This window comes from Rhodanobacter sp. UC4437_H4, assembly GCF_052978425.1.
Genome location: NZ_CM129673.1, coordinates 3,736,670 through 3,760,964, shown reverse-complemented (window position 1 = coordinate 3,760,964; position 24,295 = coordinate 3,736,670). Strand labels below are relative to the sequence as shown.

Genomic DNA, 24,295 nt, shown 5'->3' with positions numbered 1-24,295 from the left:
CTGCAACGCCGGTTCCCGGCGGCGCAGGCCTGCCTGTCGCTGCGGTCGCCGGAACCTTTCCTGCAACGGAGTAGCGCACGTGGGTCTGACTGGATTTGTCGCGATCGGGCTGGGCGGTGCCCTCGGTTGCTGGTGCCGCTGGGGCCTGGGCCTGCTGTTCAACCCGCTGTTCCCCACCCTGCCGCTGGGCACGCTGGCCGCCAACCTCACCGGCGGCCTGCTGATGGGCGTGGCAATCGGCCTGTTCCGCCATTTCCAGGCCGCGTCGCCGGAGCTGCAATTGTTCGTGATGACCGGCTTCCTCGGCGGCCTGACCACGTTCTCCACCTTCTCCGGCGAAGCGGTCACCCTGCTGCTGCGCCAGCAGTACCTGTGGTTCGGCGGCCACGTGCTCAGCCACCTGGCCGGCTCGCTCGGCATGACCGTGCTCGGCCTCGCCCTGACCCGCAACCTGCTGCGCCACTGAACGGGAGGCCCCATGAATCACCAAGCCCTGCAACACGGCGCGCACCTCACCTTCTATTGCCATGCGCGTGCGCGCCACGAAGGCATCCTGCTTTCCGAGTGGCTGCTGGCGCAGGCCAAGGCGCTGCATATCGGCGGCGGCTCGGTGTTCCGCGCGATCGCCGGCTACGGCCGCCACGGCGTGCTGCACGAGGAGCAGTTCTTCGAACTGGCCGACGACCTGCCGGTCAAGATCGAGTTCGTGCTGCTCGACGAGCAGGCCGAGGCGCTGCTGCAACGGCTGCGTGAGGCCCGCGTCGACGCCACGTATGCACGCTGGCCGGCAAGCTTCGCGGTACTCGGCGATTCGCCGCAGCCGCATGGGCATCATCAAGGCACGAGGTAGCGCATGAGCCAGGACGACCTCAAGAACCGCGCCGGGGAACTGCTGGCGCAAGCCGGCATCCACATCAACGGCCACGACGCGACCGACCTGCAGGTACACGACGAACGCCTCTACGCCCGCGTGTTTGCCCACGGTTCGCTGGGCCTGGGCGAGGCCTACATGGACGGCTGGTGGGACGCCGCCGACCTGCCCGGCCTGTGCACCCGCCTGCTCAGTGCGGGCATCGACCAGGGCCTGAAGACCCTCGACACCGTGCTCGCCCACCTCAAGGCGCGCTTCATCAACCTGCAGCGCGGCGAGCGCGCGTTCGAGATCGGCAAGGCCCACTACGACCTCGGCAACGACCTTTTCCAGGCCATGCTTGGCAAGCGCCTGGTGTACTCGTGCGGCTACTGGGCCAAGGCCGACAACCTCGACGACGCGCAGGAGGCCAAGCTCGACCTGGTCTGCCGCAAGCTGCAGTTGAAGACCGGCCAGCGCGTACTCGACATCGGCTGCGGCTGGGGCGAGGCGTTGAAGTATGCCGCCGAGCACTACGGCGTCGAAGGCGTCGGCATCACCGTCTCGCAACAGCAGGCCGACTACGCGCGCGAACTCTGCGCCGGCCTGCCGATCGAGATCCGCCTGCAGGATTACCGCGAGGTCGACGAGCCGTTCGACGCGGTGTATTCGATCGGCATGTTCGAGCACGTCGGCGGCAAGAACTACCGCAGCTATTTCGAAACCGTGCGCCGCTGCCTGAAGGAGGGTGGCCTGTCGCTGCTCCACTGCATCGGCAGCAACGGCGCGCCGGCGCAGACCGATCCGTGGATCGAGAAATACATCTTCCCCAACTCGATGATCCCCGCCGCCAGCCAGGTCGCGGCCGCGCTGGAAGACCTGTTCGTGGTCGAGGACTGGCACAACTTCGGCGCCGACTACGACCGCACCCTCACCGCCTGGCGCGCCAACGTCGAATCCGCCTGGCCCACCCTGCCGGAAACCTACGACGAACGCTTCCGGCGCATGTGGCGCTACTACCTCGCCGTCTCCGCCGCGGTCTTCCGCAGCCGCCGCGACCAGCTGTGGCAGATCACCCTGAGCCCGCACGGCGTGCCCGGCGGCTACCGCGTGCCGCGCTGACGCGCGCGCGGGCTCAAGTCATTGCCGCCGCGCCGTGCCGAATATCCAGGGGATGCCTGAGGGCTTTCATGTGCACCAGGGAACGGATGGAAGGGTCATGCGGAAAACCGGGGGCACCCGTCTCCAGGCCGGCATGCTGTCGCTTCTGGGGCTTGTGTTCGCGCTCCTGCTGCTACTCGATGTCGCCTATTTCATCCATGGGTCGCTGGAGCTGTTTCCCACGCAGGAACAGCAGGGGAAGATCAAGGGCATCGCGGCGCTGGCAGGGTTCGGTTTCGCGCTCGTCGAACTGGTGATCCTGGCCCTGCTCAGGCGGCTTTGCGCGCGCACCCATCGAACCCGAAACTCCGCGAAAGCATCCACGCCCGACGGCATGACGGGATTGAAGACAGCTTCGCTCCGTCCGGATTCGTTGCCACCTCCAGCGCGGGGCCCCACTGAATCGCATTGACGGCCCACGCAATGGCGGCTGCCAAAACAAGAGCATATTAGGGACGCGAACAAGGGGCGGAAGAAATGAATTGGCTGTAATCCAAACGAGCCCCGACCTAGCCGGCGGCTACCACCCATCCCACCCACTCCACGCAAATCGCAGGCGGCACCATGACCACCTCAGCTCTGGTACTCGCGCTGTTCCTCGCCTGGACATTACTGCTGCTGGTCGTGATGGAGGTGCTGCGCAGCTACCTCGTCGTCACCGGCCGCGTCCGCTCGAACGGGTTCGCGCCCGACAACGCGGGCCTTTCGCCGTTCATGCAGCGGCTCGCCCGGGCACATGCGAACTGCATCGAAAGCCTGCCCGTCTTCGGCGGTCTGCTACTTGTAGCGCTGGTGACGAACCGGACCGAAGTCACGGATGCGCTGGCCCCGTGGCTGCTGGGCGCGCGGGTCATCCAGTCCGGCATCCACCTGGCTTCGACCAGCGTCATCGCCGTCAATGCCCGCTTCACCGCCTTTGCCGTGCAAATGGGCATTGGTGTTTACTGGACGTGTGGGCTGCTCGGCCTGTAGGTCAAACGAGGTCGGCTTCATTCAAATTCAAACGCCACGCACTCTCCCAGGGGAGCCGAAATGAATAGCCGGAACAAGTATTGGTTTCCCGCCAAACGGTACGGCTGGGGTTGGGGCCTGCCGGCTCGGTGGCAGGGCTGGGTTTGCCTCGCCGTCTATGCGGGCTGTGTTGCGCTCGTCTTTCGTTTGCTGCCGCCAGCGGCCGATCCGGTCATGTTCGCGCTCAGCCTGGCATTGCTTACCCTCGGCCTGATCGCCGTGTGCTGGCTGAAGGGCGAACCGCCGCGCTGGCGTTCGGGCGACTGATCGGCATGGACGATCGCAGACAATCCGGGGTACCGGATTGAACCGCCACGCGCTTGCCGCAACACTCGCAGGCATGAAGCACCTGCTCGCCCACATCTCCCTCTGCCTGCTCCTGCTGCTGCCCGCGGCAGTCATCGCCCACCCCGCGCTGTGGGTAGTGAAGGATGCCGATACCACGATCTACCTGTTCGGCACGGTGCACCTGATGCCGAGCGACGCCAGTTGGCACGACCCGACGCTGGACCGGGCGATGGCAGACAGCCGGACGTTGTACATCGAACTGACCGACGACGACCCGGCGAACATGACGGCGCTGGTGCTGCGCTACGGGATGGATGCGACGCACCCGTTGTCCAGCCAGCTCAGCCAGTCGGAGGCGCATCGGCTGGACCTGCTGGCGAACAAGTTCGGCGTGCCCGGCGGCATGCAGACGCTGAACGTGATGCGCCCGTGGCTGGCCGCGCTGACGCTGGCGGTGACGCCGCTGCTGAAGGCCGGGCTCGACCCGGAGCATGGCGTGGACAAGCAGCTGAAGGCGCAGATGAGCGCTGCCGGCAAGCCGGTGCTGGGGCTGGAAACCGCCGAACAGCAGATCCGCTTTTTTGCCGACATGCCGCGCATGATCGAGCTGGCCCTGCTGCGCTCGACCATGCGCGACGCGGACAAGGGCACGTTTCGGCTCACCGAACTGATCGACGCCTGGAAGGCCGGCGACGTGGACGCCATCGCGCGCATCGGCAACGACGACATGCGCCTGCACGAGCCGAAGCTCTACCAACGGCTGCTGGTGCAGCGCAACCAAGTGTGGGCGACCAAGATCGCCGCCATGCTGCAGCAGCCCGGTACAGTCTTCATCGCCGTCGGCGCGGCACACTTGGCCGGGCCGGACAGCGTGCAGGTGCAGTTGCGAAAGCTCGGCATCTCCGCTCAACGAAATTGAGGCCATCGCCGTGATGAAGTCCGCAGGGATCGTTGCATTCGCACTGGTGTGTCCGCTTGCCTTGTGGGCACAAACGCCGGTGCAGCCATCGCACGGCCGAAATTTCAGCCACCTGCAGGTCATCGACATCGCCAACGGACCCAACGCGATCGACATCGATGGCGATGGCCGGAAAGATCTGGTCTTCAATGCCCACCGAAGCAACTTCAACGCACATGATTTCGAGCACATCACGTTCTACATGCTGGATCATGTTGAGGCCGGCGAAACGGATGGGACGGTGCAGGAGAAGCCGATGTGGAATGTCGTGCCGTTCTTCAACAAGAAGATTCCCGAATACGTGGCCTTCGACACCATCGAGGGGGCGGATTGCTGGCTGCGCGACATGGTCTTGCTGCGCAACCCGGAGGGTTCCGTCACCGTCATCACGGCTGATCGCGCGTTGGGGACGTCCTATGCCGACAAAGCGCGCATGACATTCTCGATCTATCGTGTTGCGCACAATACGGATGGTGTACCGGGATCACCGCCTGTTTATTTCCAGCGTGTCGACCAGTTCCAAAGCAGGAACCTCTATTGCGATGCGAATTACGCCATCGCCGCGGAGCTCGGTGTGAAGTTCAGGCACCCGCTCGAAGACAACGGCATCGATCACTGAAAGGTACCCGCAGGCACCGGCTTTCTGGCACCATCGTCCGGTTATCCGCGCAGCCTGCGCGCTACCTGATTGATCCAACTCCATGAACCTGCAAGCCAATTACGAACAGATCCCGCTGAAGGAATACGCCGAGCGGGCCTATCTGGACTATTCGATGTACGTGGTGCTGGACCGCGCCCTGCCGTTCGTGGGCGACGGCCTGAAACCGGTGCAGCGGCGCATCATCTACGCGATGAGCGAGCTGGGCCTGGCCGCCACCGCCAAGCCGAAGAAGTCCGCGCGCACCATCGGTGACGTGATCGGCAAGTTCCATCCGCACGGCGATTCGTCGTGCTACGAGGCGATGGTGCTGATGGCGCAGCCGTTCTCGTACCGCTATCCGCTGGTCGACGGCCAGGGCAACTTCGGCTCGCCGGACGACCCGAAAAGTTTTGCCGCAATGCGCTACACCGAATCCAAGCTCAGCCCGATCGCCGAGGCGCTGCTCGGCGAGCTGGCCCAGGGGACGGTGGACTGGGTGCCGAATTTCGACGGCACCATGGACGAGCCGAGCTGGCTGCCGGCGCGCGTGCCGCACGTGCTGCTGAACGGCTCGATGGGCATCGCGGTCGGCATGGCCACCGACATCCCGCCGCACAACCTGCGCGAACTGGCCACCGCGTGCATCCGCCTGCTGGACGATCCGGACGCCAGCGTCGCCGACCTGTGCGAGCACGTGCGCGGGCCGGACTACCCGACCGAGGCGGAGATCATCACCCCGCGCGCCGACCTGCTGGCGATGTACCAGACCGGCGGCGGTTCGGTGCGCGCCCGCGCGGTGTACCAGCGCGAAGAGGGCAACATCGTGATCACCGCGCTGCCGCACCAGGTCAGCCCGTCGAAGATCCTCGAGCAGATCGCCGCGCAGATGCGCGCGAAGAAGCTGCCGATGATCGAGGACCTGCGCGACGAGTCCGATCACGAGAATCCGATCCGGCTGGTGATCGTGCCGCGCTCGAACCGCGTCGACGCGGACGAGACCATGCAGCACCTGTTCGCCACGACGGACATGGAGAAGAGCTTCCGCGTCAACCTCAACATGATCGGCCTGGACGGCCGGCCGCAGGTGAAGGACCTCAAGCGCATCCTCACCGAGTGGCTGAGCTTCCGCACCAGCACCGTCACCCGGCGCCTGGAACATCGCCTGGCCAAGGTCGACCGTCGCCTGCACCTGCTCGAAGGCCTGCACACCGCCTACCTCAACCTCGACGAAGTCATCCGCATCGTGCGCAGCGAGGACGAGCCCAAGCCGGTGCTGATGGCACGCTTCCGGCTCAGCGAGGAGCAGACCGACTACATCCTCGAAACCCGGCTGCGCCAGCTGGCACGGCTGGAGGAGATGAAGATCAACGCCGAGCGCGACCAGCTCGAGGAGGAGCGCGCGCGCATCAACGTGTTGCTGAAATCGCCGGCCAAGCTGAAGGGACTGATCAAGGACGAACTGCGCGCCGATGCCGAGAAGTTCGGCGACGCACGCCGCTCGCCGCTGGTCGAGCGCGAGGTGGCGCATGCGCTGGACGAGAGCGCGCTGGTGGCCAGCGAACCGGTCACCGTGGTGCTCTCGCAGAAGGGCTGGGCGCGCGCCGCCAAGGGCCACGACATCGACGCCGAGGCACTGAACTACCGCGAGGGCGACGGCCTGCTCGCCGCGGTGAAGGCGCGCACCACGCAGCAGGTCGCGTTCATCGACTCCACCGGCCGCGCCTACTCCACGCCCGCGCACACCCTGCCCTCGGCGCGCGGCAACGGCGAACCGCTCACTGGCCGCTTCAGTCCCGCTTCCGGCGCCAGCTTCGACGCAGTCATCGCCGGCGACAACGACACCCGGCTGATCCTCGCCAGCGATTTCGGCTACGGCTTCGTCACCCGCTTCGAAGCGCTCACCGGCCGCCAGAAAGCCGGCAAACAGGTCATCAGCCTCAGCGACAAGGCAAAGGTACTGGCGCCGCAGGTCAGCGCCGACCCGGCGCGCGACCGCATCGTGGTAGTCACCAGCGAAGGCCACCTGCTGATGTTCTCGGTGGCCGAGTTGCCCGAGCTGGACAGGGGCAAGGGCAACAAGCTGATCGAGATTCCGAAGAAGCAGCTGACAGAAGGCGAACGTGTGGCGGGCGTGGCCGTCGTCACCGAAGGCAAAGGCGAAGTCACGATGTACGCCGGCGCCCGCAAGCTCACCCTCAAGTGGTCCGACCTGGTCGAATATGGCGGCAACCGCGCCACCCGCGGCGGCCTGCTGCCCCGCGGCCTGCGCCGCGTCGAGCGGATCGAGACCACCGGCTGAACCCCTGTAGGAGCGCACCCTGTGCGCGATGCTCTTCGCCACGTGACGAAAGGCATCGCGCACAGGGTGCGCTCCTACAAGTTCAGGTACCGTAGGGCGGGCACGGCCCGCCGGCTCTCCGACAGGGTACGCGGCGAACCGCGGCGGCCGTGTCCGCCCTACGGCGCGGCTGGAACTTGTCGACGCGCCGCCTTTCCAACAGGGATGTACACGCCAACGCGGCTTCGTGCGTTGGATACGTGATCACCCCGGAGTCCGCATGAACGTCCCCCGCCTTCTTCCCGCCTTGCTGGCCACCTTGCTGGCCGCACCGGCATGGGCGCAGAGCACGGCCCAGCCGCTGAACCTGAAACTGCCGCCCGGCGATCTGCCGGCCGCCAGCAGCACGGCGGCGGTACCGGCACGGGACGCGAGCGCAGCGGCCACCGATGTCGCGCCCGGCGCCGCCGCGGCAATGGCAGGCAGAACGACCACGAATCCGCGGCGCGACCCGCCGGGTGTCTATTACGGCGATACCAGCGGACGCATGGGCAACACCGAGGTCGCCCGCGACACGCGACCTGACTGCGACGACTCGACCTACAACCAGCCGCAGGTACACGGTAGCGTGGGCATGGGCGTGGTCGGCGGCAGTCGTTTCAGCGGCAATTACCAGACCGGCACGGTGAACGTCACCAAGGCGTTTGGCAGCTGCGACGACCCGGGTGGCGGCGTAAGCATCTCGGTCGGTGCCGGTACCGGCAATTTCCACGGGCGCGGGCATTGAATCCGGCGGAGCGCTTCGACTTCGTTCGCTGGCGCGAACTACGCTCAGCGTGATCGGTGTGGGGCGTCGTTCACCCGAATTATTTCGACCAACCTCACGCCACAACGCGCATCATTTGTAGGAGCGCACCCTGTGCGCGATGCTCTCCGTCACGTGACGAAAGGCATCGCGCACAGGGTGCGCTCCTACACACTCGCGTCAATCCATACCGCCGCGTTGTATTGATTTCTTGACGGGAATCGGGAATCGGCTGCCGCTCACCACCGTTCGGGTTGAGCGTAGTCCGCAGGACGAAGTCGAAGCCCATGCGCGGCAACCTCAATCCACCCGCGGCCCCCAGCAAAACTCCACCTTCAACCCGCCCAAGGTAGCCCGCGACATCGCGATCGTGCCGCCGGTGGCCTCGGTCAGTTCGCGGGCGATCGCCAGGCCCAGCCCGCTGCCTTCGTTCGCCTCGTCCAACCGGCCGCCGCGCGCCAGCGCATCGCGCGCATGTTCGGCGGCGATGCCGGGACCGTCGTCCTCGATGCTCACGCGCGCCCACTGCGGTCCGGCGGTTGCGCTGACGCGCACCTGGCGGCGCGCGTAGCGCACGGCGTTTTCCAGCACCGCGCCGAGGATCTCGGAGAGGTCGTCCGGCTGCAGCGCCAGTTGCAGGCCGGTGGGGATGTCCAGGGTGAAGGCCAGTTCGCCGCCGCGGTCGGTCTGTTCCAGCACGGTGAGCAGGCGCTCCACCGTGTCGCGCACCGCGGCGCTGCCGCCGGGCTGGCGACGGATCACGGCGATGCGCGCGCGCGCCAACTCGGCCTCGATCGCGCGACGGATCGCGGCGATGGCGCGATCCAGCCCTTCGGCCGCCTGCTGCGCGCCGGCCTCGCGCGCGCGCCGGCTTTGCGCGGCCATTGCCGCCAGCGGCGTCTTCAGGCCGTGCGCCAGATCCGCCGCGCGCTGGCGCGCCACGGCCAGGTCGCGCTCGCGCGCATCGGCCAGCGCGTTGATCGAATCGACCAGCGGCTGCACCTCGCGCAGGTGCGATTCCGGCAAGCGCGCGCTGGCGCTCTCGCGCAGTGCCGCCAGTTCGCTGCGCACGCGCCCCAGCGGGCGCAGGCCCAGACGCACCTGCAGCCATGCGGCGGCGGAGAGCACCAGCCACAGCACCGCCAGAAACGCTCCCAGCTCGCGGCCGAACTCGGCGCGCGCGCTGGCCAGCGGCGCGGCGTCCAGCGCCAGTTGCACCAGGGCCAGCCGTCCGTCGCCCAGCTCCACCCGGCGTTCGAGGATCGACACCTCTTGGCCGTATGGTCCGGCCGCGCGCTGCAGGCGCCAGTGATCGCTGGGCGCGGCGGCGGAGCGACGCAGGTCCGCATCCCACAGCGAGCGCGAACGCAGCGCGCCGGACGCGGTCGACACTTCCCAGTAATAGCCGCCGGCCGGCGTTTCCAGCCGCGAATCCACCGGCGGCCGCTCGATCTGCGGCGCACCGTCCGGCCCGATCGCCAGGCCGGCCACCAGGCGCAGGCCGTCGCGCGTCATCTCGGCCTGCAATCGCCGCTCCAGGTGATGCTCGAACAGCAGCGTCATGAACAGCCATGCCACTGCCAGCGCCAGCAGGATCGCCGCCATGGCGCCCACCAGCAGCCGCCAGTGCAGCGAGCGGGTGATCACGTGGTGGTTTCCAGCAGGTAGCCGAAGCCGCGGCGGGTGACGATGATGTCGGCGCCGAACTTGCGCCGCAGCCGCGCCACGATCGCCTCGATCGCATTGGTGTCGCCGTCCTCGGCCGCGCCGTAGAGATGGTCGGCCAGCTCGCCGGCGGAGACGGCGCGGCCGTCTTGGTGCGAGAGGTAATCCAGCAGGCGGAACTCCAGCGGCGACAGCCGCGCCGGCGCGCCATCGAACGAGGCGCTCATCCGCGCGGTGTCCAGCCGCAGGCGGCCGATGGCGACCACGTTGGACAGCCGCCCCGAGCCGCGCCGGATCAGCGCCCGCACGCGCGCGATCAGCTCGCCCATCTCGAACGGCTTGGCCATGTAGTCGTCGGCGCCGGCCTCGATGCCCTCCACCTTCTCGGTCCAGTCGCCGCGCGCGGAGACCACGATCACCGGAAACGCGCGCCCCGCCGCGCGCCAGCGGCGCAGCACCGACAGGCCGTCGAGCCGTGGCAGGCCGAGGTCGAGCACGGCCGCGTCGTAGTCCTCCACGTCGCCGCGATACCAGGCGCTTTCGCCGTCGCCACTGACGTCCACGGTGAACCCGGCCGCTTCCAGCGCGCGGGCAAGATCGGCCTGGATATCGGGGTTGTCCTCGACGACGAGGCAGCGCATCAGTCGTCCTCGACCTTGCGCACTTCGCCGGTGCGCGCGTTGAGTTTCACCTCGCGCACGCGACCCTGCGCGGTGAGCACTTTCACTTCGTACTCCCAGCCGTGGTGCTTGCCGTGTTCCAGCTCCACCTCCACCACGTCGCCGGGCACGCGCTGCTGCACGATGGCGAGGATGCGGCTGAGCGGCAGGATTTCGCCCCGCTGCAGCAACGCACGGGCTTCGACGTGGTCGTCATGGCTGCCGGCCTGCGCGCGCGGCGAAAGGCCCAGCGCGAACGCGGCCAGCAACACCGCGGCGAGCGAGCAGGGGATGGCGATGCGGCGGATCAGATGCATGTTCATGGGCCGATCCTGCGACAACCGCGCTGACAACAAGCTGACACCGGGCGTGGCGCGGATGTCAGCAACGAGGGCACAGACTGCGGGGAACTCCTGCGGATTGAAGTCTCCATGTCCATCGCTTCGCGTGCAAGCTGGTTCGTCCTGGCCGCCATCGCCGGGCTGTCGATCACCATCGGTGCGCAAGCGCAACCGCCGTCCGCCGCGCGCAGCGGCGACGTCACCATCTACTCACCCGCCGACTTCGCCGACAATGCGCCGGCCAACGCGTGGGACATGCTCTCGCGCCTGCCCGGCTTCGTTACCGTGGATGCCGACGAGGACGTGCGCGGCTACGCCGGCGCCCGCGGCAACGTGCTGATCGACGGCGCGCGCCCCACCAGCAAGCACGAGGACACCAAGACCCTGCTCAAGCGCATCCCGGCCAGCGCGGTGGAACGCATCGAGCTGATCCGTGGCGGCGTGCCCGGCATCGACATGGCCGGCTACGCCCTGCTGGCCAACGTGGTGCGCCGGCACGAGGCCACCAGCCAGTCCGCCATCGAGGCAGGCGTGCTCGCCGCCGCCGACGGCTGGATGGCGCCGAAGGGCCAATGGGAATACGGCCGGCGTTGGGACGGCCATGCGCTGGAGCTGGCCGCGAAACTCGACCCGGAACTGGACGACGACACCGGCCGCGGCCACATCGATACGCTCGCGCCCGACGGCACACTGCAGCAGCGCGAACGCTGGGACACCCGCACCATCAAGAAAAAAGGCGAAGCCAGCGCCAGCTGGCGCCAGCCGCTGGCCGGCGGCCAGCTCAGCCTCAACCTTGCCGCCCGCGGCGAACGCGCGCGCACCGATACCCGCCTCGATGCCCTGGCCCCGGCCGAAGGCAGCGAACGCGTGCACGAAGACGAGGACACCAACGAAGCCGAAGCCGGCGCGCGCTACGTGCGCAAGTTCGGCGAACGCACGCGGCTGGAACTGATGGCCACCCGCCACCAGGCCTGGCTGGACGATCGCGAGCGTTCGCACGACGACGATGAGGACGAAACCTTCGACGAGCACACCCGCACCGGCGAAAGCATCGGCCGCATCGACCTCACCCACGCCTGGTCCGATGTGCTCACCCTCAACGGCTCGTTCGAAGGCGCACGCAACACCCTGCGCAGCACCACCCGCCTGCAGCAGGACGGCGTCGCCATCGCCCTGCCCGGCTCCGACGTGCAGATCGCCGAGCGCCGCAGCGAAGCCGCCGCGGGCGCCACCTGGAAACCCGCGCCCGGCTGGATGCTCGACGCCGGCCTGCGGCTGGAGCAATCCACCATCGCGCAAACCGGCGACTCGCCGCGCCAGCGCCACTTCACCTACCCCAAACCGCGGCTTTCCGTGCAATGGGATGTCGACGCCAACGACCAGCTACGCCTCGCGCTCTCGCGCGAAGTCGGCCAGCTCGACTTCGAGGACTTCGTCGCCTCCGCCTCGCTGGAAAACGACCGCATCAGCGCCGGCAACGCCGAACTCAAACCCGACCGCACCTGGCGCAGCGCCCTCACCTGGGAGCACCAGCTGTGGCGCGACGCCGCCTTCACCGCAAGCTGGACCCACGAGCGCATCAGCGACGTGGTCGACCGCGTGCTGGTGATCACCGACGACGACATCTTCGACGCCCCCGGCAACATCGGCGCCGGCCGCCGCGACACCCTGGCCCTGGACATCTCGCTGCCGCTCGACGGTATCGGCTTCCACGGCGGCCGCCTCACCTCGTCGATGCAGTGGCGCCGCAGCCACGTCACCGACCCCACCACCGGCCGCCCCCGCCCCATCTCCGAAGAGAAGCCCGTCGAAGGCAGCATCGAACTCACCCAGGACCTCCCCACCCTGCGCACCCACTGGGGCATCGAACTGGAGCACATCGCCGAACGCAAGACCGAATACCGCTACGACGAGATCAAGCGCGAATCCGAAGGCATGGGCTGGACCGTGTTCGTCGAACGCGAACTGGGCACGCACTGGCGCATGCGCGCCGAGGCGACCGACCTGTTCGGGCGCGGGTTCAGGGAAACGCGGGAGAAGTACGACGGACCGCGTTCGATCGTTCCACTTGAGGAGATCGAGCGGAGGCGGCGGCGGTCGCCGGGGTTTGTGAGTTTGACGTTCCGGCGGAGCGTGGGGGGTTAGGGACACTCGACTCCGCGTCGTCCACCTACCAGGGTCGCTCGGAAGTGCGCTCAGGCGAGTGCCATTCCGCCTGACACGGGTTTCCGCGACACCGGACCGCGCAGCCACGCCGGTTGAGTCGCCCTTATGGATGTGCCATATTCGGCGCCAAATACGGAGCCAAACATGGAAACCATCCACGCCAGCGCGAGTGTCAGCATCACCGAACTCAAGCGCAACCCCAGCGCCGTGATCGAAGCCGCCGATGGCGAATCGGTCGCCGTGTTGGTGCATAACAAGCCCAGCGCCTACCTGGTGCCTGCAGAAACGTACAAGCGCCTGATGGATCGACTGGACGATCTGGAGCTGGCCGAACTGGTGCGCGCACGCAGCGGCGAGAAGCGGGTCAAGGTCAAGCTCGATGACCTATAGCCTGGAGTTCGTCGAGTCCGCGCTGAAGGAATGGCGCAAGCTGTCCGCCGACATCCGCAATCAGCTGAAGAACAAGTTATCCGAGCGACTGACACATCCGCACGTTCCGGCATCCCGTCTGCATGGATTGCCGGACTGCTACAAGATCAAACTGCGCGCATCAGGCTTCCGCCTCGTCTACCAGGTGCATGACAAAGTGCTTGTGGTCACCGTGATCGCGGTAGGCAAGCGGGAAAAAGGGCTGATCTACCTCGCGGCGAAGAAGCGGCTCTAGAAACCAGAGGGGACGTGGCCGAAACATCGGCAGGCCCACCCGGCTGATCACGCTGCGGTACCGCCGCCACGCGCGCCGTTTGACCGTGTCCGGCTCGACGGCACGGGGCGAGGCCAAGGCCAGCAGCAATTACGCCAAATACCTCTGGCGCGCTTATCGCCCGCCATGTTCGCCATGGCCAACTGCGGTTTGGAAAGAACGGAACCCGGTCATTTTGCTACCGCCCCTGCTTGCCCAGATACCAGTCGAACTTCATCGTGTCGTCCCAATGCCTTCCCATCTTCGCGAGGATGTCCTCGCGCTGGATCGGCAGCAGGAATCGCTTGGCGATCGCGTTGTCGATCGACGCGGCGGCGGCTTTCATGAAGCCGGCGCGATCGCCGTAGCGTTCCTCGATCGACAGTCTGGGATCGTGCGCGGCCAGGCGTTCGGCACGCGTGTGGGCGAACGGGATGAAGGCGCCGTAGAGGCTGGAAATGAAGCCGAAACGCGCGAGCTGCGGCGACGTCCAGTTCCAGGCGGTGTAAGAAGCGAGCAAGGGGTCAGGTCTAGAGAAGCGAGCAAGGGGTCAGGTCTAGCATCGTAGCATTTGCGAGCAAGCGAGCAAGGGGTCAGGTCTAGCATCGTAGCATTTGTTAGCTTGAGGCCCGTCATATGGCCAGACCTTCGTTTCGAATTCGGCACGCACCCCAAGGGTCAGATCCAGCATCATTGCATTCGGACATCAAACGGCTTGGCGGACGATTCGCCCAACCGTAGTGAAGTGAACGCCGAAGTAGGCGGCAATCTGCGTATAGCTGTATTCACCGGTCGCCCACGCCGCCCGCATGGCGCTATCACGGTCCGGGTGGGCTTTCGCAATCGCCTTCAATGGCGGTGCTGGCGGCCGCCGCTGAGCACGCGGAATATTGATGTCATCCGACCGCTGCCCGGCTCGTTGGTGTGCGCCAGCGACAAAAGCATCGTCACCGAGGAACACCTGGCGGTTCAGATGCTTCCAGATCGACTCGCCTTCCATCCCCTCGTGCACGAACTTCTCGTACGCCGCCACGGCCCGGGCACGGCGTGTTCCAAACTGCGCAAGAAGCCCATCAGTCTCCAGCCAAGCTGGCGCGCCCACCTCCCCCGTAATGGCTTGATAGCTGCTCCACGGCCACTTTGCGGGCGAGTCCACCATGTGCGCACGCACCGGATTCAACACCACGTAACGGGTCAACTCCAGTAGATAGCTGTCGGCATCGACCAGGATCGCCTTGTAGCGCCCTTGGAACAGGTGGCCCGTGCGGTGGTGACGGCGATTGCTCCATTGCGTGAACACGCCATTGAGTTGGCGCATCCCTTTCGACAAATTGCCATCCGGCGTCGCGATCACCAGATGATAGTGATTGCCCATCAGGCAGTACGCATGGCAACACCAATTGAACTGCCCAACCACCTGACCCAGCACCTCAAGGAAGTGCTCGCGATCCGCGTCATCTTCATAGATCGCCTCACGGCGATCACCACGCGCCGTCACGTGGTAGAGCGCACCACCGAATTCGAGACGAACGGGTCGGGCCATACGGCAGAGCCTACTCTCACAAATGCTTCGATACTAGACCTGACCCCTTGCTCGTCCGTGACCCCTTGCTCGTCCGCGATGACCGATGAGTGGTTGGGAGCAGCGGAGTCGCGATGCGGCTCCAACCAGAACGGTGACTGGCGCGATCTTGGCGCCGCATGAAACACAGCGGCGGGTGGTCAGCGGCAAGACGGGTATCTATCCTTCGGTATCACCGGGGAAGAGCATTTGCGTGCCTATTGACCCCGGCGGCGAAATGGTGACCCAGTTCGCTTCCGCCCGGTCACAATTGCCTCACGAATCCAACCTGCATGCCGTTATGCAATGGCGAAAGGATACGTCCATCAGGCATCACATCGTACTCGGCAAACATGGTCTTATAGGTCCACGCTGAGCCTGGGTATCTAGGTGGCGTTGCCCAACCAACCTGAAACCATTGCCCGGTCATCTGATTCACGACGATGATTTGACCCATTCGATTTACTAGAAACTGAATTGGTACATTCGGTAGGACGTCTTTAAAATAGCATTGCGCAATAAAGAATGGCACCTCAACATTCGGCACAGGAAGGGACGTACCTCGTTGAGATGGCTCTGCCGGAAGCGGCAAACCATTTGTAATAGAATATTGCTTGTATTGCCATTGGGATACCACAGTATTTGCATTTTCATTCGCCTGCGATTCAACCGAATTTCCCAAATCTCTGACATACTCCCAAGCGAAACGCTCGACCCCCCACATCCGGTACTGTCCAACATGCGTTAGTTCGTGCGCCCACCATATAGGATTTTCTGAGAAAGTCGGTGGTTCCGCATTAAAAACAATCACATCGTCTACTGTGACGGCATAGTCGCCCCCCATGAATCGCTGGCCTTGCCCAATAAAATTTGGGAGCGTTATGTCGATGCGGCCAATCGTGTATCTGGCCCGAGCCAAGGTCGAAGCTTGAAAGAGTCCCTGTAAGCCGCTAAGCACATCAGGAGGTAGCGGTCTCGATTGAGGATAGTGTTGGTCGCGCGCAGATCTAATAGCTGCGGCCAATGGTGCCGCGACTAGTTGTAGTGGATTCTCTCCTCGCAGCAAGTTTGCGGAACCACCTACACCCGACGCCCCAAGATCCATCATAAGATCATGGTTAAATGTTGCTATGTCGAAAACAAATGCACCTGTGTCGCCACCCCATTTTCTGGCGTATCGGCCTGCACGTTCATAGAGGAAGCGCTCCGGAGACTGGGCAAGAGAATAACCGCCCTCAACGGCGTCACCGTAATCACTCGCTGCCCTTTTATACGGCTCAAATATATAGCTAGGATTCTTCTCGCCCGTAATGACAGGCACTGTGTTGATGATGGACTGGATGGGTGCAGTTGTCCCGTGCCAAACGGCGGTTCCCACATCTCCCAATCTGTCCCGAGCTTGACTCCAGAAGTCAGCCATTGCCGAAGTAGACACGGACAAGAGGATGCCCGCAACACAAAGAGCCGCTTGGGTTCTATTGCGCATGATCTATTCTCCTCGCTTATGCTCGTAAGAACGCCGCTGTTTTTGTTGAGTGCAGCCAACTCGGGAAAAACCTTGGAGTAACATGAACAACGCACCTACGGCCCAAATGGATCCAAGGTAAATCACCATTTGAAGCGCTAATTCACTCCATCCCGTGCATTGCTAGCTCCAAAATCTCCAACCCTTCTTCTACTCTGATCACCCCGCATGAGCAACGCAGCCCGGCGAAACTGGGACGGAGGAAGTTAACCACCTTCAGGACCGGGTCGCGCCTACCCGTCACAGGACGTCCCGCCGATGCGATTCGCCGCTCGGCATGTCGACACTGAGGCCATCCCGTCTCCGGCCAATGACATGCCCCGCCAAGCTCGTCTGGAAATCCCCGGAGTTCCACTGCATCTCACGCAGCGCGGAGTGCGCTTCCAGCGCATGGTGGAAACCACCCTCGGACGCCCCGCCGCGATTCGCCCGCGTGGACGGCCGCCGCGCGCTATCGCCCAGTGACAGCCCAAGCAGGAACTTAATTAGCCACGTCCCCTTTTATTGCGCTTAGCCTCAATACGCGACCGCGAAAGCGCCATCAATTCCGCACGCCATTGGAGGTCTACAACGACCATCTTCGACTCACCGAAGCGAGCGCAGGAACGATTCACTGATCATGTTGCGCGTGGACCTTGAAACCGCCCACTTAATTAGCCACGTCCCCTTTAATTCAGACGCGGACGACTGCTACCATTTCAGGCGATTGTTGCGCAGGGCGTTCTGTGACCACGGCATCGCTCTGCATGCGTTCGTCCTGATGGACAATCACTTCCACCTCCTGGTTACTCCGGATGCCGCCGGAAGCCTGTCACGCGCGACGGGCTGGATTGGGCAATCCTACGTGCAGGCCTTCAACCTCCGGCACGGGCGCTGCGGCGCGCTCTGGCAAGGGCGGTTCAAATCGTGCCTGGTGCAGAACGAGCGCTACCTGCTGACGGTCATGCGTTATATCGAGCTCAATCCGGTTCGCGCCGCCATGGTCCACGCGCCAGAAAACTACCGCTGGTCGAGCGTGCACACGCACCTGGCCCGAGCGCGCGACCCGCTCATCACACCCCATCCGCTCTATCTCGTCATGGGACACGACCAGGCCGAACGCGCCATCGCGTACAAACAATGGCTGGACGCCGGCATCGCGCCGAAGGACCTGCAACATCTCCGCGCCTATGCCAGCCAGGAGCGTGCGCTCGGCGATGAACGCTTCCAACGCATGGTGGAAACCACCTTGGGACGTTCCGCCACATACCGCCCGCGTGGGCGGCCACGGCTTACCAGCGCGAGGGACGAGGCTTAATTAGCCACGTCCCCTTTATTTGGCTTACCAGCGCGAGGGACGAGGCTTAATTAGCCACGTCCCCTTTATTTGGCTTACCAGCGCGAGGGACGAGGCTTAATTAGCCACGTCCCCTTTATTTTGAATTCAAGGCGAACGGGTCGAGCCATGCCGCGGAGCCTACTCCAGCGAATGCTACGATGCTAGACCTGACCCCATGCTTTGTAATGCCTCGCTCCCCGTTGGATTTGGTCGCCCGTTGGTCCATTTTTCCCGGCCTCGAAGTAGGCTGTATCGTCCCATCCGAAACGATAAGCACGTCTTGAGCCGTTGCGATAGTCTCATAACTATGAGCAATCACAATGCGAGTGATGGGCAAAACAGGGGTCAGACTCTGAGGTTTCCCCACAAATCTCCCCACTCAATCAACACCTTGCGCGTGGATTGAGGGAACAGTGCACGCATGATGCGGTCATTCCTCACGGGTTACGAAGCCAGAGGAGACCACACCATGCGCGCCACCGAAGTATTGCAAAAGTGCCTGTGCGACGCACTCGGTTCGATGCACGCGCTACGCAGTCGAGTGTTGCTGCGAGCCGTCGAGGCCATGATTCACGGCAGACGTCTGACGCTGATCGATCTGGCACGTTCATGGCCAGGTGCGGAGCGCATCCGTGCGCCGCTCAAGGCACTGGATCGGCTACTTGGCAGCCACCACCTGCATGCCGAGCGCGTACACGTCTACAAGGCGATGACCCGTTGGCTGGTGCGTAGCAAGCAGCCCACCATCGTCATCGACTGGTCGGATCTGAAGGCCGATCGAAGCTGGCATCTGCTGCGAGCGGCGATACCGGTGGGCGGTCGTTCGCTGCCGATTCTGGACATGGTGTTTCCCGGCGGCCAGCAAGGCTCGCCGAAGGCCGAGAAGCAGTTCCTGCAACGCCTGGCACACGTATTGCCCCACGACGTGTGCCCGATTCTGGTGACCGACGCGGGCTTCCGCGGGCCATGGTTCCGGGCGGTCGAGGCGATGGGCTGGCAGTGGCTGGGACGCCTGCGCAACACGACGTATCTCAAGCCCACCGAGGTGTCGAATGAGCCGGCACAATGGGTGCCCTGCAAGGCCATGTATGTCTTGGCAACGCGCAAGCCGCGCGACTTCGGGGCCATGGAGGTGGCGCGCGGCAAGCCACTGACGGCGCGGGTGGTGCTGCACGCCAAGCCGCCTAAAGGTCGCAAGCATCGCAACCGGCAGGGCGTGCCGGCGCGCAATGCCAACAGTCGCAAGAACGCACAACGTGAGAGCGAACCATGGCTGCTGGTGGCCTCTCCTTCGCTGGCGCTCAGTGCGCGCCAGCTGATCGCGCTGTACGGGCGACGCATGCAGATCGAGCTGTCGTTCCGTGATCTGAAATCCCATCGCTACGGGCAGGGCTTCGAGGACAGCCTCACGCGCAAGGGCGCGCGCATCGAAGTGCTGCTGTTGCTCAGCGCGATGGCTGCGTTTGCCAGTTGGCTCGTGGGCATGGCATGCGAGAGCTGCGGTATCGACGCATGGCTGGCCCCGTTCCGATCGAAACGACGCCTCTACTCCATCATGCGGCTGGGACGCGAGGCGCTGGTGCGACGATGGTCGAGCGCGCGCCTAAGTGAACTCATCGATCAGCTGCGACACCCCAGCCCACAACTACTGGATCAACTGCGCCTGCCAGCATGAAAACGTGGGGAAACCTCAGGGTCAGACTCTGGTTTTCAAAATAAGTGCACTCTGACCCCTGTTTTGGCCCGGACGCATCGAACCCCGAGCCGTCAAACGAAGACCCAAACCGTTGCCACTCCTCACTCAACCACGTGCCATCGCTCGCGAAAAAATACGACGGTTTGGACATCCTAAGCGGCTTAAGTAAGTGCCATTCGAACCTGACCCCTTTTTCAATCGGCTTTCAAGTCGGACCAGTCCACGATGATGACGGGCCGCTCGCTGCGAACCAGCCAGCGCGCCATGGCCGCGTGAATGCGCTCGCGCTCGGCGTGCAAATGATGGTTGCCAAGCAGGCGATCCAATGCCTTCAGCGGCGCACGAATGCGCTGCGCATCCGGCCACGCGCGGGCGAGGTCGATCAAGGTCAAACGACGTCCCGAAATGGTGGCTTCCACCGCGCGCATCAGTACGCGAGAACGCAATGCATGAAGGGCGTGGAGTGATTCTCCCAGGCACTTTTGCAATACTTCGGTAGCACGCATGCGGCGGTCTCCTCTGGCTTCGTAACCCGTGAGGTAAGACCGCTTCATGCGTGCGCTGTTCCTTCAATCCACGCGCAACGTGTTGATTGATCGAGGAGATTCGTGGGGAAACCTCAGAACCTGACCCCTTTTGTGGACCCCTTTTGTGGTGGGGCGCGAAGCCTTGGTGAGACGATGGTCGAGTACGCGCTTGAACGATCTCATCGATCAGCTGCGACACTCCAGTTCACAACTGCTCGATCAACTCGGTGTGCCGACATGAATTCGTGGGGAAACCTCAGACTCTGACCCCTGTTTTGCTAACGCCTTGGGGCCTTGCGTTGAACTTGAATGTTGAAATCCTCGATCGGAATGATCCGACTGGTGTCGGGCGTGCCAGAGTACGGGTCGTCCAGATCGAAATCCACCTCAAGGTAAATTTGGTCGTCCGAGGTGCAATCGAACACCTTCTGATAAAGGTCGTCATCGAGAAAGATCGTATACGAAAGACCCAGGCTGGTCCCCATCTCGTCGTCGACAAGCAGCAGCGCATCAACCTCCCCGACATCATCCCAGCCATCCTCATCGGAGCTTTTCTGTTTGCCTGGAGGGACCGGTTGAAAGAGGACCGACGAAGAAAATATGTACGGCTCACCCAAGGCACCCCTGGGTGGTGGCTCGACCACTTTGAAATTCAGCTCACTGCGCCAAAATCCCGACCCGCTCCGCATCTCACGCCAAGACTTAAACTCAATTTCAAATTTGACTCTCATGGTCCCCTCCCTGATAGGCGAATGCTGCACGGTCAGACGCTAGGGATCAAGCAGTGCGTGGCCGACGATTGACCCCCGTTCTTACGTTCCTGGGGTCGGCCAAGAGCGGCCGACCGAGGAAAACACCTTCCGTCCAAAACCCGACCGGAGAAAGTGCACTCTGATCCTGAGGTTTCCCCACGAATCTCCTCGATCAATCAACACGTTGCGCGTGGATTGAAGGAACAGCGCACGCATGAAGCGGTCTTACCTCACGGGTTACGAAGCCAGAGGAGACCGCCGCATGCGTGCTACCGAAGTATTGCAAAAGTGCCTGGGAGAATCACTCCACGCCCTTCATGCATTGCGTTCTCGCGTACTGATGCGCGCGGTGGAAGCCACCATTTCGGGACGTCGTTTGACCTTGATCGACCTCGCCCGCGCGTGGCCGGATGCGCAGCGCATTCGTGCGCCGCTGAAGGCATTGGATCGCCTGCTTGGCAACCATCATTTGCACGCCGAGCGCGAGCGCATTCACGCGGCCATGGCGCGCTGGCTGGTTCGCAGCGAGCGGCCCGTCATCATCGTGGACTGGTCCGACTTGAAAGCCGATTGAAAAAGGGGTCAGGTTCGAATGGCACTTACTTAAGCCGCTTAGGATGTCCAAACCGTCGTATTTTTTCGCGAGCGATGGCACGTGGTTGAGTGAGGAGTGGCAACGGTTTGGGTCTTCGTTTGACGGCTCGGGGTTCGATGCGTCCGGGCCAAAACAGGGGTCAGAGTGCACTTATTTTGAAAACCAGAGTCTGACCCTGAGGTTTCCCCACGTTTTCATGCTGGCAGGCGCAGTTGATCCAGTAGTTGTGGGCTGGGGTGTCGCAGCTGATCGATGAGTTCACTTAGGCGCGCGCTCGACCATCGTCGCACCAGCGCCTCGCGTCCCAGCCGCATGATGGAGTAGAGGCGTCGTTTCGATCGGAACGGGGCCAGCCATGCGTCGATACCGCAGCTCTCGCATGCCATGCCCACGAGCCAACTGGCAAACGCAGCCATCGCGCTGAGCAACAGCAGCACTTCGATGCGCGCGCCCTTGCGCGTGAGGCTGTCCTCGAAGCCCTGCCCGTAGCGATGGGATTTCAGATCACGGAACGACAGCTCGATCTGCATGCGTCGCCCGTACAGCGCGATCAGCTGGCGCGCACTGAGCGCCAGCGAAGGAGAGGCCACCAGCAGCCATGGTTCGCTCTCACGTTGTGCGTTCTTGCGACTGTTGGCATTGCGCGCCGGCACGCCCTGCCGGTTGCGATGCTTGCGACCTTTAGGCGGCTTGGCGTGCAGCACCACCCGCGCCGTCAGTGGCTTGCCGCGCGCCACCTCCATGGCCCCGAAGTCGCGCGGCTTGCGCGTTGCCAAGACATACATGGCCTTGCAGGGCACCCATTGTGCCGGCTCATTCGACACCTCGGTGGGCTTGAGATACGTCGTGTTGCGCAGGCGTCCCAGCCACTGCCAGCCCATCGCCTCGACCGCCCGGAACCATGGCCCGCGGAAGCCCGCGTCGGTCACCAGAATCGGGCACACGTCGTGGGGCAATACGTGTGCCAGGCGTTGCAGGAACTGCTTCTCGGCCTTCGGCGAGCCTTGCTGGCCGCCGGGAAACACCATGTCCAGAATCGGCAGCGAACGACCGCCCACCGGTATCGCCGCTCGCAGCAGATGCCAGCTTCGATCGGCCTTCAGATCCGACCAGTCGATGACGATGGTGGGCTGCTTGCTACGCACCAGCCAACGGGTCATCGCCTTGTAGACGTGTACGCGCTCGGCATGCAGGTGGTGGCTGCCAAGTAGCCGATCCAGTGCCTTGAGCGGCGCACGGATGCGCTCCGCACCTGGCCATGAACGTGCCAGATCGATCAGCGTCAGACGTCTGCCGTGAATCATGGCCTCGACGGCTCGCAGCAACACTCGACTGCGTAGCGCGTGCATCGAACCGAGTGCGTCGCACAGGCACTTTTGCAATACTTCGGTGGCGCGCATGGTGTGGTCTCCTCTGGCTTCGTAACCCGTGAGGAATGACCGCATCATGCGTGCACTGTTCCCTCAATCCACGCGCAAGGTGTTGATTGAGTGGGGAGATTTGTGGGGAAACCTCAGACTCTGATCCCTGGTTTAGCAGCGATAGTCGGATTACTTTGCAGCCTCACATCCCGCCTCATCACAACGGATTGCTACGGGCGGCTTACCTTTTTCATAATTCAAATATAATTTTTTCTTTTCAGGTGCCACATGACCGGGTATACCCACTTCAGGGTACCGCAAATCTTTAGCTGTGATAGCCCGCGTTGGCGGCGAACTTTTGTATGTTACCTTGGGTGAATCGTCACCGAATATGGCTTGGTACCCCGTGACACCCAATCCAATAATACAAAGTGCCGCAATGAGGCCGAGTGAGAGATATGCTCTATCCTTTAAGTTTTTGATTTCCTTTAATGTGAACATAAGCGCGACAAAACATAGTGCTATAAGAACAATTATCGCGAAGGCGGTCTCAATAAAAGATGAAATTGCATCCATTATAATTTCTCCAAGGTAAATCCTTAGCTCTGCTGGGCGACTTTCAAAGTTCAACTTTTATGGCGGCCCAGAGAAATGTGTGGGAACCGGGGTCGAATAAAGGGGACGGAGGTAATTGAATCAGAGTAACGGGTAAACCGAGACGAAGGAAGTCAAACCCCGCCTTGGCGCTCTTCAAAGCTTAAACTCGGACTGCTTCACCATCTGGTGTCTTCCCGCTGGCCACACCGGACACAACGCCTCCACCACCTCCATCAACTCCACCCAATCGGAAAGGTCCCCCTTCCCCGGCAGCGAAGCCGACGCGACATAGCCGCCGACCAGCGGCTCGGCCACCCGGTCAGGATGCTTCATCGGCAATTTGGGCGAGGAGTTCATCCAGCAATTCCGTGCGGTCGAACAAGGCGAAGTATTCGCGTACCTCTGCCATGTTGAGCTTTCCGCGCTGAGCCCGCAACAACGCGCGAATGTCGTCGAGGTCACGCGTGCGGGACGGGTTGTTGGCCAGTGCCTGCAACTTGAAGCCGATCAAGCCCTCTGCGCTGATCACCCGCAGGGTACCAAGCGCCGTAGCGCGTTCGCTGGCTTCACCCAGCAATCGCCTCGCGATGGGGCGATGGGCGTAGAGCAGGTCCAGCCCTTCATCGCCGCGCAGATAGTTGGCCGCATCCTCGCTGCGATGCGCGCAGCGATAACCCAGGCCCAGCAGGATGCCGTGCAGGCGATCCGCGTCGCCCGCATCGACGAGGAAGTCTACGTCCCGAGTGGCGCGTACCACCTGGTGCGCCGCCAACGCCAGCCCGCCGATCAACGCGGGCGTCGTCTTGCAGCCGACAAACGCGGCTACGGCCTGCTTGATCTGATCAACCAAGCGCGACAT

25 protein-coding genes and 2 pseudogenes are annotated in these 24,295 nt (G+C 63.5%); 15 read left to right on the top strand and 12 right to left on the bottom strand.

Annotated features, from left to right (window positions below; genetic code table 11):
• Positions 1–79 precede the first annotated feature (79 nt).
• The 9 genes from crcB to ACVCL3_RS17005 all read left to right on the top strand — a co-directional run bounded on the left by crcB (position 80) and on the right by ACVCL3_RS17005 (position 7,973).
• Entirely contained in the window at positions 80–466 is a 387-nt protein-coding gene (crcB, locus tag ACVCL3_RS17045; protein WP_395119485.1) for a fluoride efflux transporter CrcB, read from the top strand.
• Positions 467–478: 12 nt separating this feature from the next.
• Positions 479–850, top strand: a complete 372-nt coding sequence (locus ACVCL3_RS17040) for a DUF190 domain-containing protein (RefSeq protein WP_447098511.1) — start codon at positions 479–481, stop codon at positions 848–850.
• Positions 851–853: 3 nt separating this feature from the next.
• Entirely contained in the window at positions 854–1,972 is a 1,119-nt protein-coding gene (gene cfa / locus ACVCL3_RS17035) for a cyclopropane fatty acyl phospholipid synthase (RefSeq protein WP_447098510.1), read from the top strand.
• Positions 1,973–2,105: 133 nt separating this feature from the next.
• Entirely contained in the window at positions 2,106–2,423 is a 318-nt protein-coding gene (locus ACVCL3_RS17030; protein ID WP_447100059.1) for a hypothetical protein, read from the top strand.
• Positions 2,424–2,575: 152 nt separating this feature from the next.
• Entirely contained in the window at positions 2,576–2,983 is a 408-nt protein-coding gene (locus ACVCL3_RS17025; protein ID WP_447100058.1) for an MAPEG family protein, read from the top strand.
• 379 nt (positions 2,984–3,362) lie between these two features.
• Complete coding sequence (locus ACVCL3_RS17020; RefSeq protein ID WP_447100057.1) at positions 3,363–4,229, top strand: TraB/GumN family protein; 867 nt, start codon at positions 3,363–3,365, stop codon at positions 4,227–4,229.
• Between the two features lie 13 nt (positions 4,230–4,242).
• Positions 4,243–4,887 carry a carbapenem self-resistance protein CarG family protein gene (locus ACVCL3_RS17015; RefSeq protein WP_447101545.1) on the top strand — a complete coding sequence of 215 codons (645 nt, stop codon included), beginning with the start codon at positions 4,243–4,245 and terminating at the stop codon, positions 4,885–4,887.
• Between the two features lie 82 nt (positions 4,888–4,969).
• Positions 4,970–7,207, top strand: coding sequence for a DNA topoisomerase IV subunit A (gene parC / locus ACVCL3_RS17010; protein ID WP_447100056.1), 2,238 nt, complete (start codon positions 4,970–4,972; stop codon positions 7,205–7,207).
• 259 nt (positions 7,208–7,466) lie between these two features.
• The gene (locus ACVCL3_RS17005; protein ID WP_447100055.1) at positions 7,467–7,973 is read left to right on the top strand and encodes a hypothetical protein; all 507 of its coding nucleotides are present in this window, start codon (positions 7,467–7,469) and stop codon (positions 7,971–7,973) included.
• Positions 7,974–8,291: 318 nt separating this feature from the next.
• On the opposite strand, the gene ACVCL3_RS17000 is transcribed toward ACVCL3_RS17005, so the two are convergent.
• The 3 genes from ACVCL3_RS17000 to ACVCL3_RS16990 are packed head-to-tail and all read right to left on the bottom strand — an operon-like array spanning position 8,292 to position 10,638.
• Entirely contained in the window at positions 8,292–9,638 is a 1,347-nt protein-coding gene (locus tag ACVCL3_RS17000; protein WP_447100054.1) for an ATP-binding protein, read from the bottom strand.
• Positions 9,635–10,297 (bottom strand): response regulator transcription factor, encoded by a 663-nt coding sequence (locus ACVCL3_RS16995; RefSeq protein ID WP_447100053.1) that lies wholly within the window; start codon positions 10,295–10,297, stop codon positions 9,635–9,637. Before ACVCL3_RS16995 ends, ACVCL3_RS17000 begins: the two co-directional genes overlap by 4 nt.
• On the bottom strand, positions 10,297–10,638 hold the full coding sequence (locus tag ACVCL3_RS16990; protein ID WP_447100052.1) for a PepSY domain-containing protein: 342 nt from the start codon (positions 10,636–10,638) through the stop codon (positions 10,297–10,299). The genes ACVCL3_RS16995 and ACVCL3_RS16990 overlap by 1 nt, the downstream gene beginning before the upstream one ends.
• A 108-nt stretch (positions 10,639–10,746) precedes the next feature.
• Between ACVCL3_RS16990 and ACVCL3_RS16985 the strand changes: the two genes are divergently transcribed.
• From ACVCL3_RS16985 to ACVCL3_RS16975, 3 genes are all read left to right on the top strand, one after another.
• Positions 10,747–12,801 carry a TonB-dependent receptor plug domain-containing protein gene (locus ACVCL3_RS16985; protein ID WP_293385562.1) on the top strand — a complete coding sequence of 685 codons (2,055 nt, stop codon included), beginning with the start codon at positions 10,747–10,749 and terminating at the stop codon, positions 12,799–12,801.
• A 165-nt stretch (positions 12,802–12,966) separates the two neighbouring features.
• On the top strand, positions 12,967–13,212 hold the full coding sequence (locus tag ACVCL3_RS16980) for a type II toxin-antitoxin system Phd/YefM family antitoxin (protein WP_293385565.1): 246 nt from the start codon (positions 12,967–12,969) through the stop codon (positions 13,210–13,212).
• A complete protein-coding gene (locus ACVCL3_RS16975) occupies positions 13,202–13,486 on the top strand; it encodes a type II toxin-antitoxin system RelE family toxin (protein ID WP_293385567.1) in 285 nt (94 codons plus the stop codon). Before ACVCL3_RS16980 ends, ACVCL3_RS16975 begins: the two co-directional genes overlap by 11 nt.
• Positions 13,487–13,703: 217 nt before the next feature.
• Here the strand turns inward: ACVCL3_RS16975 and ACVCL3_RS16970 are convergent, their stop codons facing one another.
• The 3 genes from ACVCL3_RS16970 to ACVCL3_RS16960 form a co-directional block, all read right to left on the bottom strand.
• On the bottom strand, positions 13,704–14,024 hold the full coding sequence (locus ACVCL3_RS16970) for an alpha/beta hydrolase domain-containing protein (protein WP_447100051.1): 321 nt from the start codon (positions 14,022–14,024) through the stop codon (positions 13,704–13,706).
• Positions 14,025–14,210: 186 nt separating this feature from the next.
• Positions 14,211–15,047, bottom strand: coding sequence for a transposase (locus ACVCL3_RS16965; protein WP_447100050.1), 837 nt, complete (start codon positions 15,045–15,047; stop codon positions 14,211–14,213).
• Between the two features lie 283 nt (positions 15,048–15,330).
• A complete protein-coding gene (locus tag ACVCL3_RS16960; RefSeq protein ID WP_447100049.1) occupies positions 15,331–16,551 on the bottom strand; it encodes an eCIS core domain-containing protein in 1,221 nt (406 codons plus the stop codon).
• 658 nt (positions 16,552–17,209) lie between these two features.
• On the opposite strand from ACVCL3_RS16960, the gene ACVCL3_RS16955 reads away from it, so the two are divergent.
• Together ACVCL3_RS16955 and ACVCL3_RS16950 are read left to right on the top strand one after the other, a co-directional pair.
• Complete coding sequence (locus ACVCL3_RS16955; RefSeq protein ID WP_447100048.1) at positions 17,210–17,887, top strand: transposase; 678 nt, start codon at positions 17,210–17,212, stop codon at positions 17,885–17,887.
• A 490-nt stretch (positions 17,888–18,377) separates the two neighbouring features.
• Positions 18,378–19,583 carry an IS4 family transposase gene (locus ACVCL3_RS16950; RefSeq protein WP_447100046.1) on the top strand — a complete coding sequence of 402 codons (1,206 nt, stop codon included), beginning with the start codon at positions 18,378–18,380 and terminating at the stop codon, positions 19,581–19,583.
• Positions 19,584–19,801: 218 nt separating this feature from the next.
• Here the strand turns inward: ACVCL3_RS16950 and ACVCL3_RS16945 are convergent.
• A pseudogene (locus ACVCL3_RS16945) lies at positions 19,802–20,110 on the bottom strand (IS4 family transposase); the annotation flags it as partial.
• A 299-nt stretch (positions 20,111–20,409) separates the two neighbouring features.
• A complete protein-coding gene (locus ACVCL3_RS16940; RefSeq protein WP_447100047.1) occupies positions 20,410–20,862 on the bottom strand; it encodes a hypothetical protein in 453 nt (150 codons plus the stop codon).
• Positions 20,863–21,145: 283 nt separating this feature from the next.
• Here ACVCL3_RS16940 and ACVCL3_RS16935 point away from each other — a divergent pair.
• Positions 21,146–21,454 (top strand): annotated as a pseudogene (locus ACVCL3_RS16935) (IS4 family transposase); the annotation flags it as partial.
• Positions 21,455–21,672: 218 nt separating this feature from the next.
• Here ACVCL3_RS16935 and ACVCL3_RS16930 read toward each other — a convergent pair.
• From ACVCL3_RS16930 to ACVCL3_RS16915, 4 genes are all read right to left on the bottom strand, one after another.
• Positions 21,673–22,878 (bottom strand): IS4 family transposase, encoded by a 1,206-nt coding sequence (locus ACVCL3_RS16930; protein WP_447100046.1) that lies wholly within the window; start codon positions 22,876–22,878, stop codon positions 21,673–21,675.
• Positions 22,879–23,028: 150 nt separating this feature from the next.
• Positions 23,029–23,415 carry a hypothetical protein gene (locus ACVCL3_RS16925; RefSeq protein ID WP_447100045.1) on the bottom strand — a complete coding sequence of 129 codons (387 nt, stop codon included), beginning with the start codon at positions 23,413–23,415 and terminating at the stop codon, positions 23,029–23,031.
• A gap of 174 nt (positions 23,416–23,589) precedes the next feature.
• On the bottom strand, positions 23,590–23,769 hold the full coding sequence (locus tag ACVCL3_RS16920) for a hypothetical protein (protein ID WP_447100044.1): 180 nt from the start codon (positions 23,767–23,769) through the stop codon (positions 23,590–23,592).
• Positions 23,756–24,295, bottom strand: a complete 540-nt coding sequence (locus tag ACVCL3_RS16915; RefSeq protein WP_447100043.1) for a hypothetical protein — start codon at positions 24,293–24,295, stop codon at positions 23,756–23,758. Before ACVCL3_RS16915 ends, ACVCL3_RS16920 begins: the two co-directional genes overlap by 14 nt.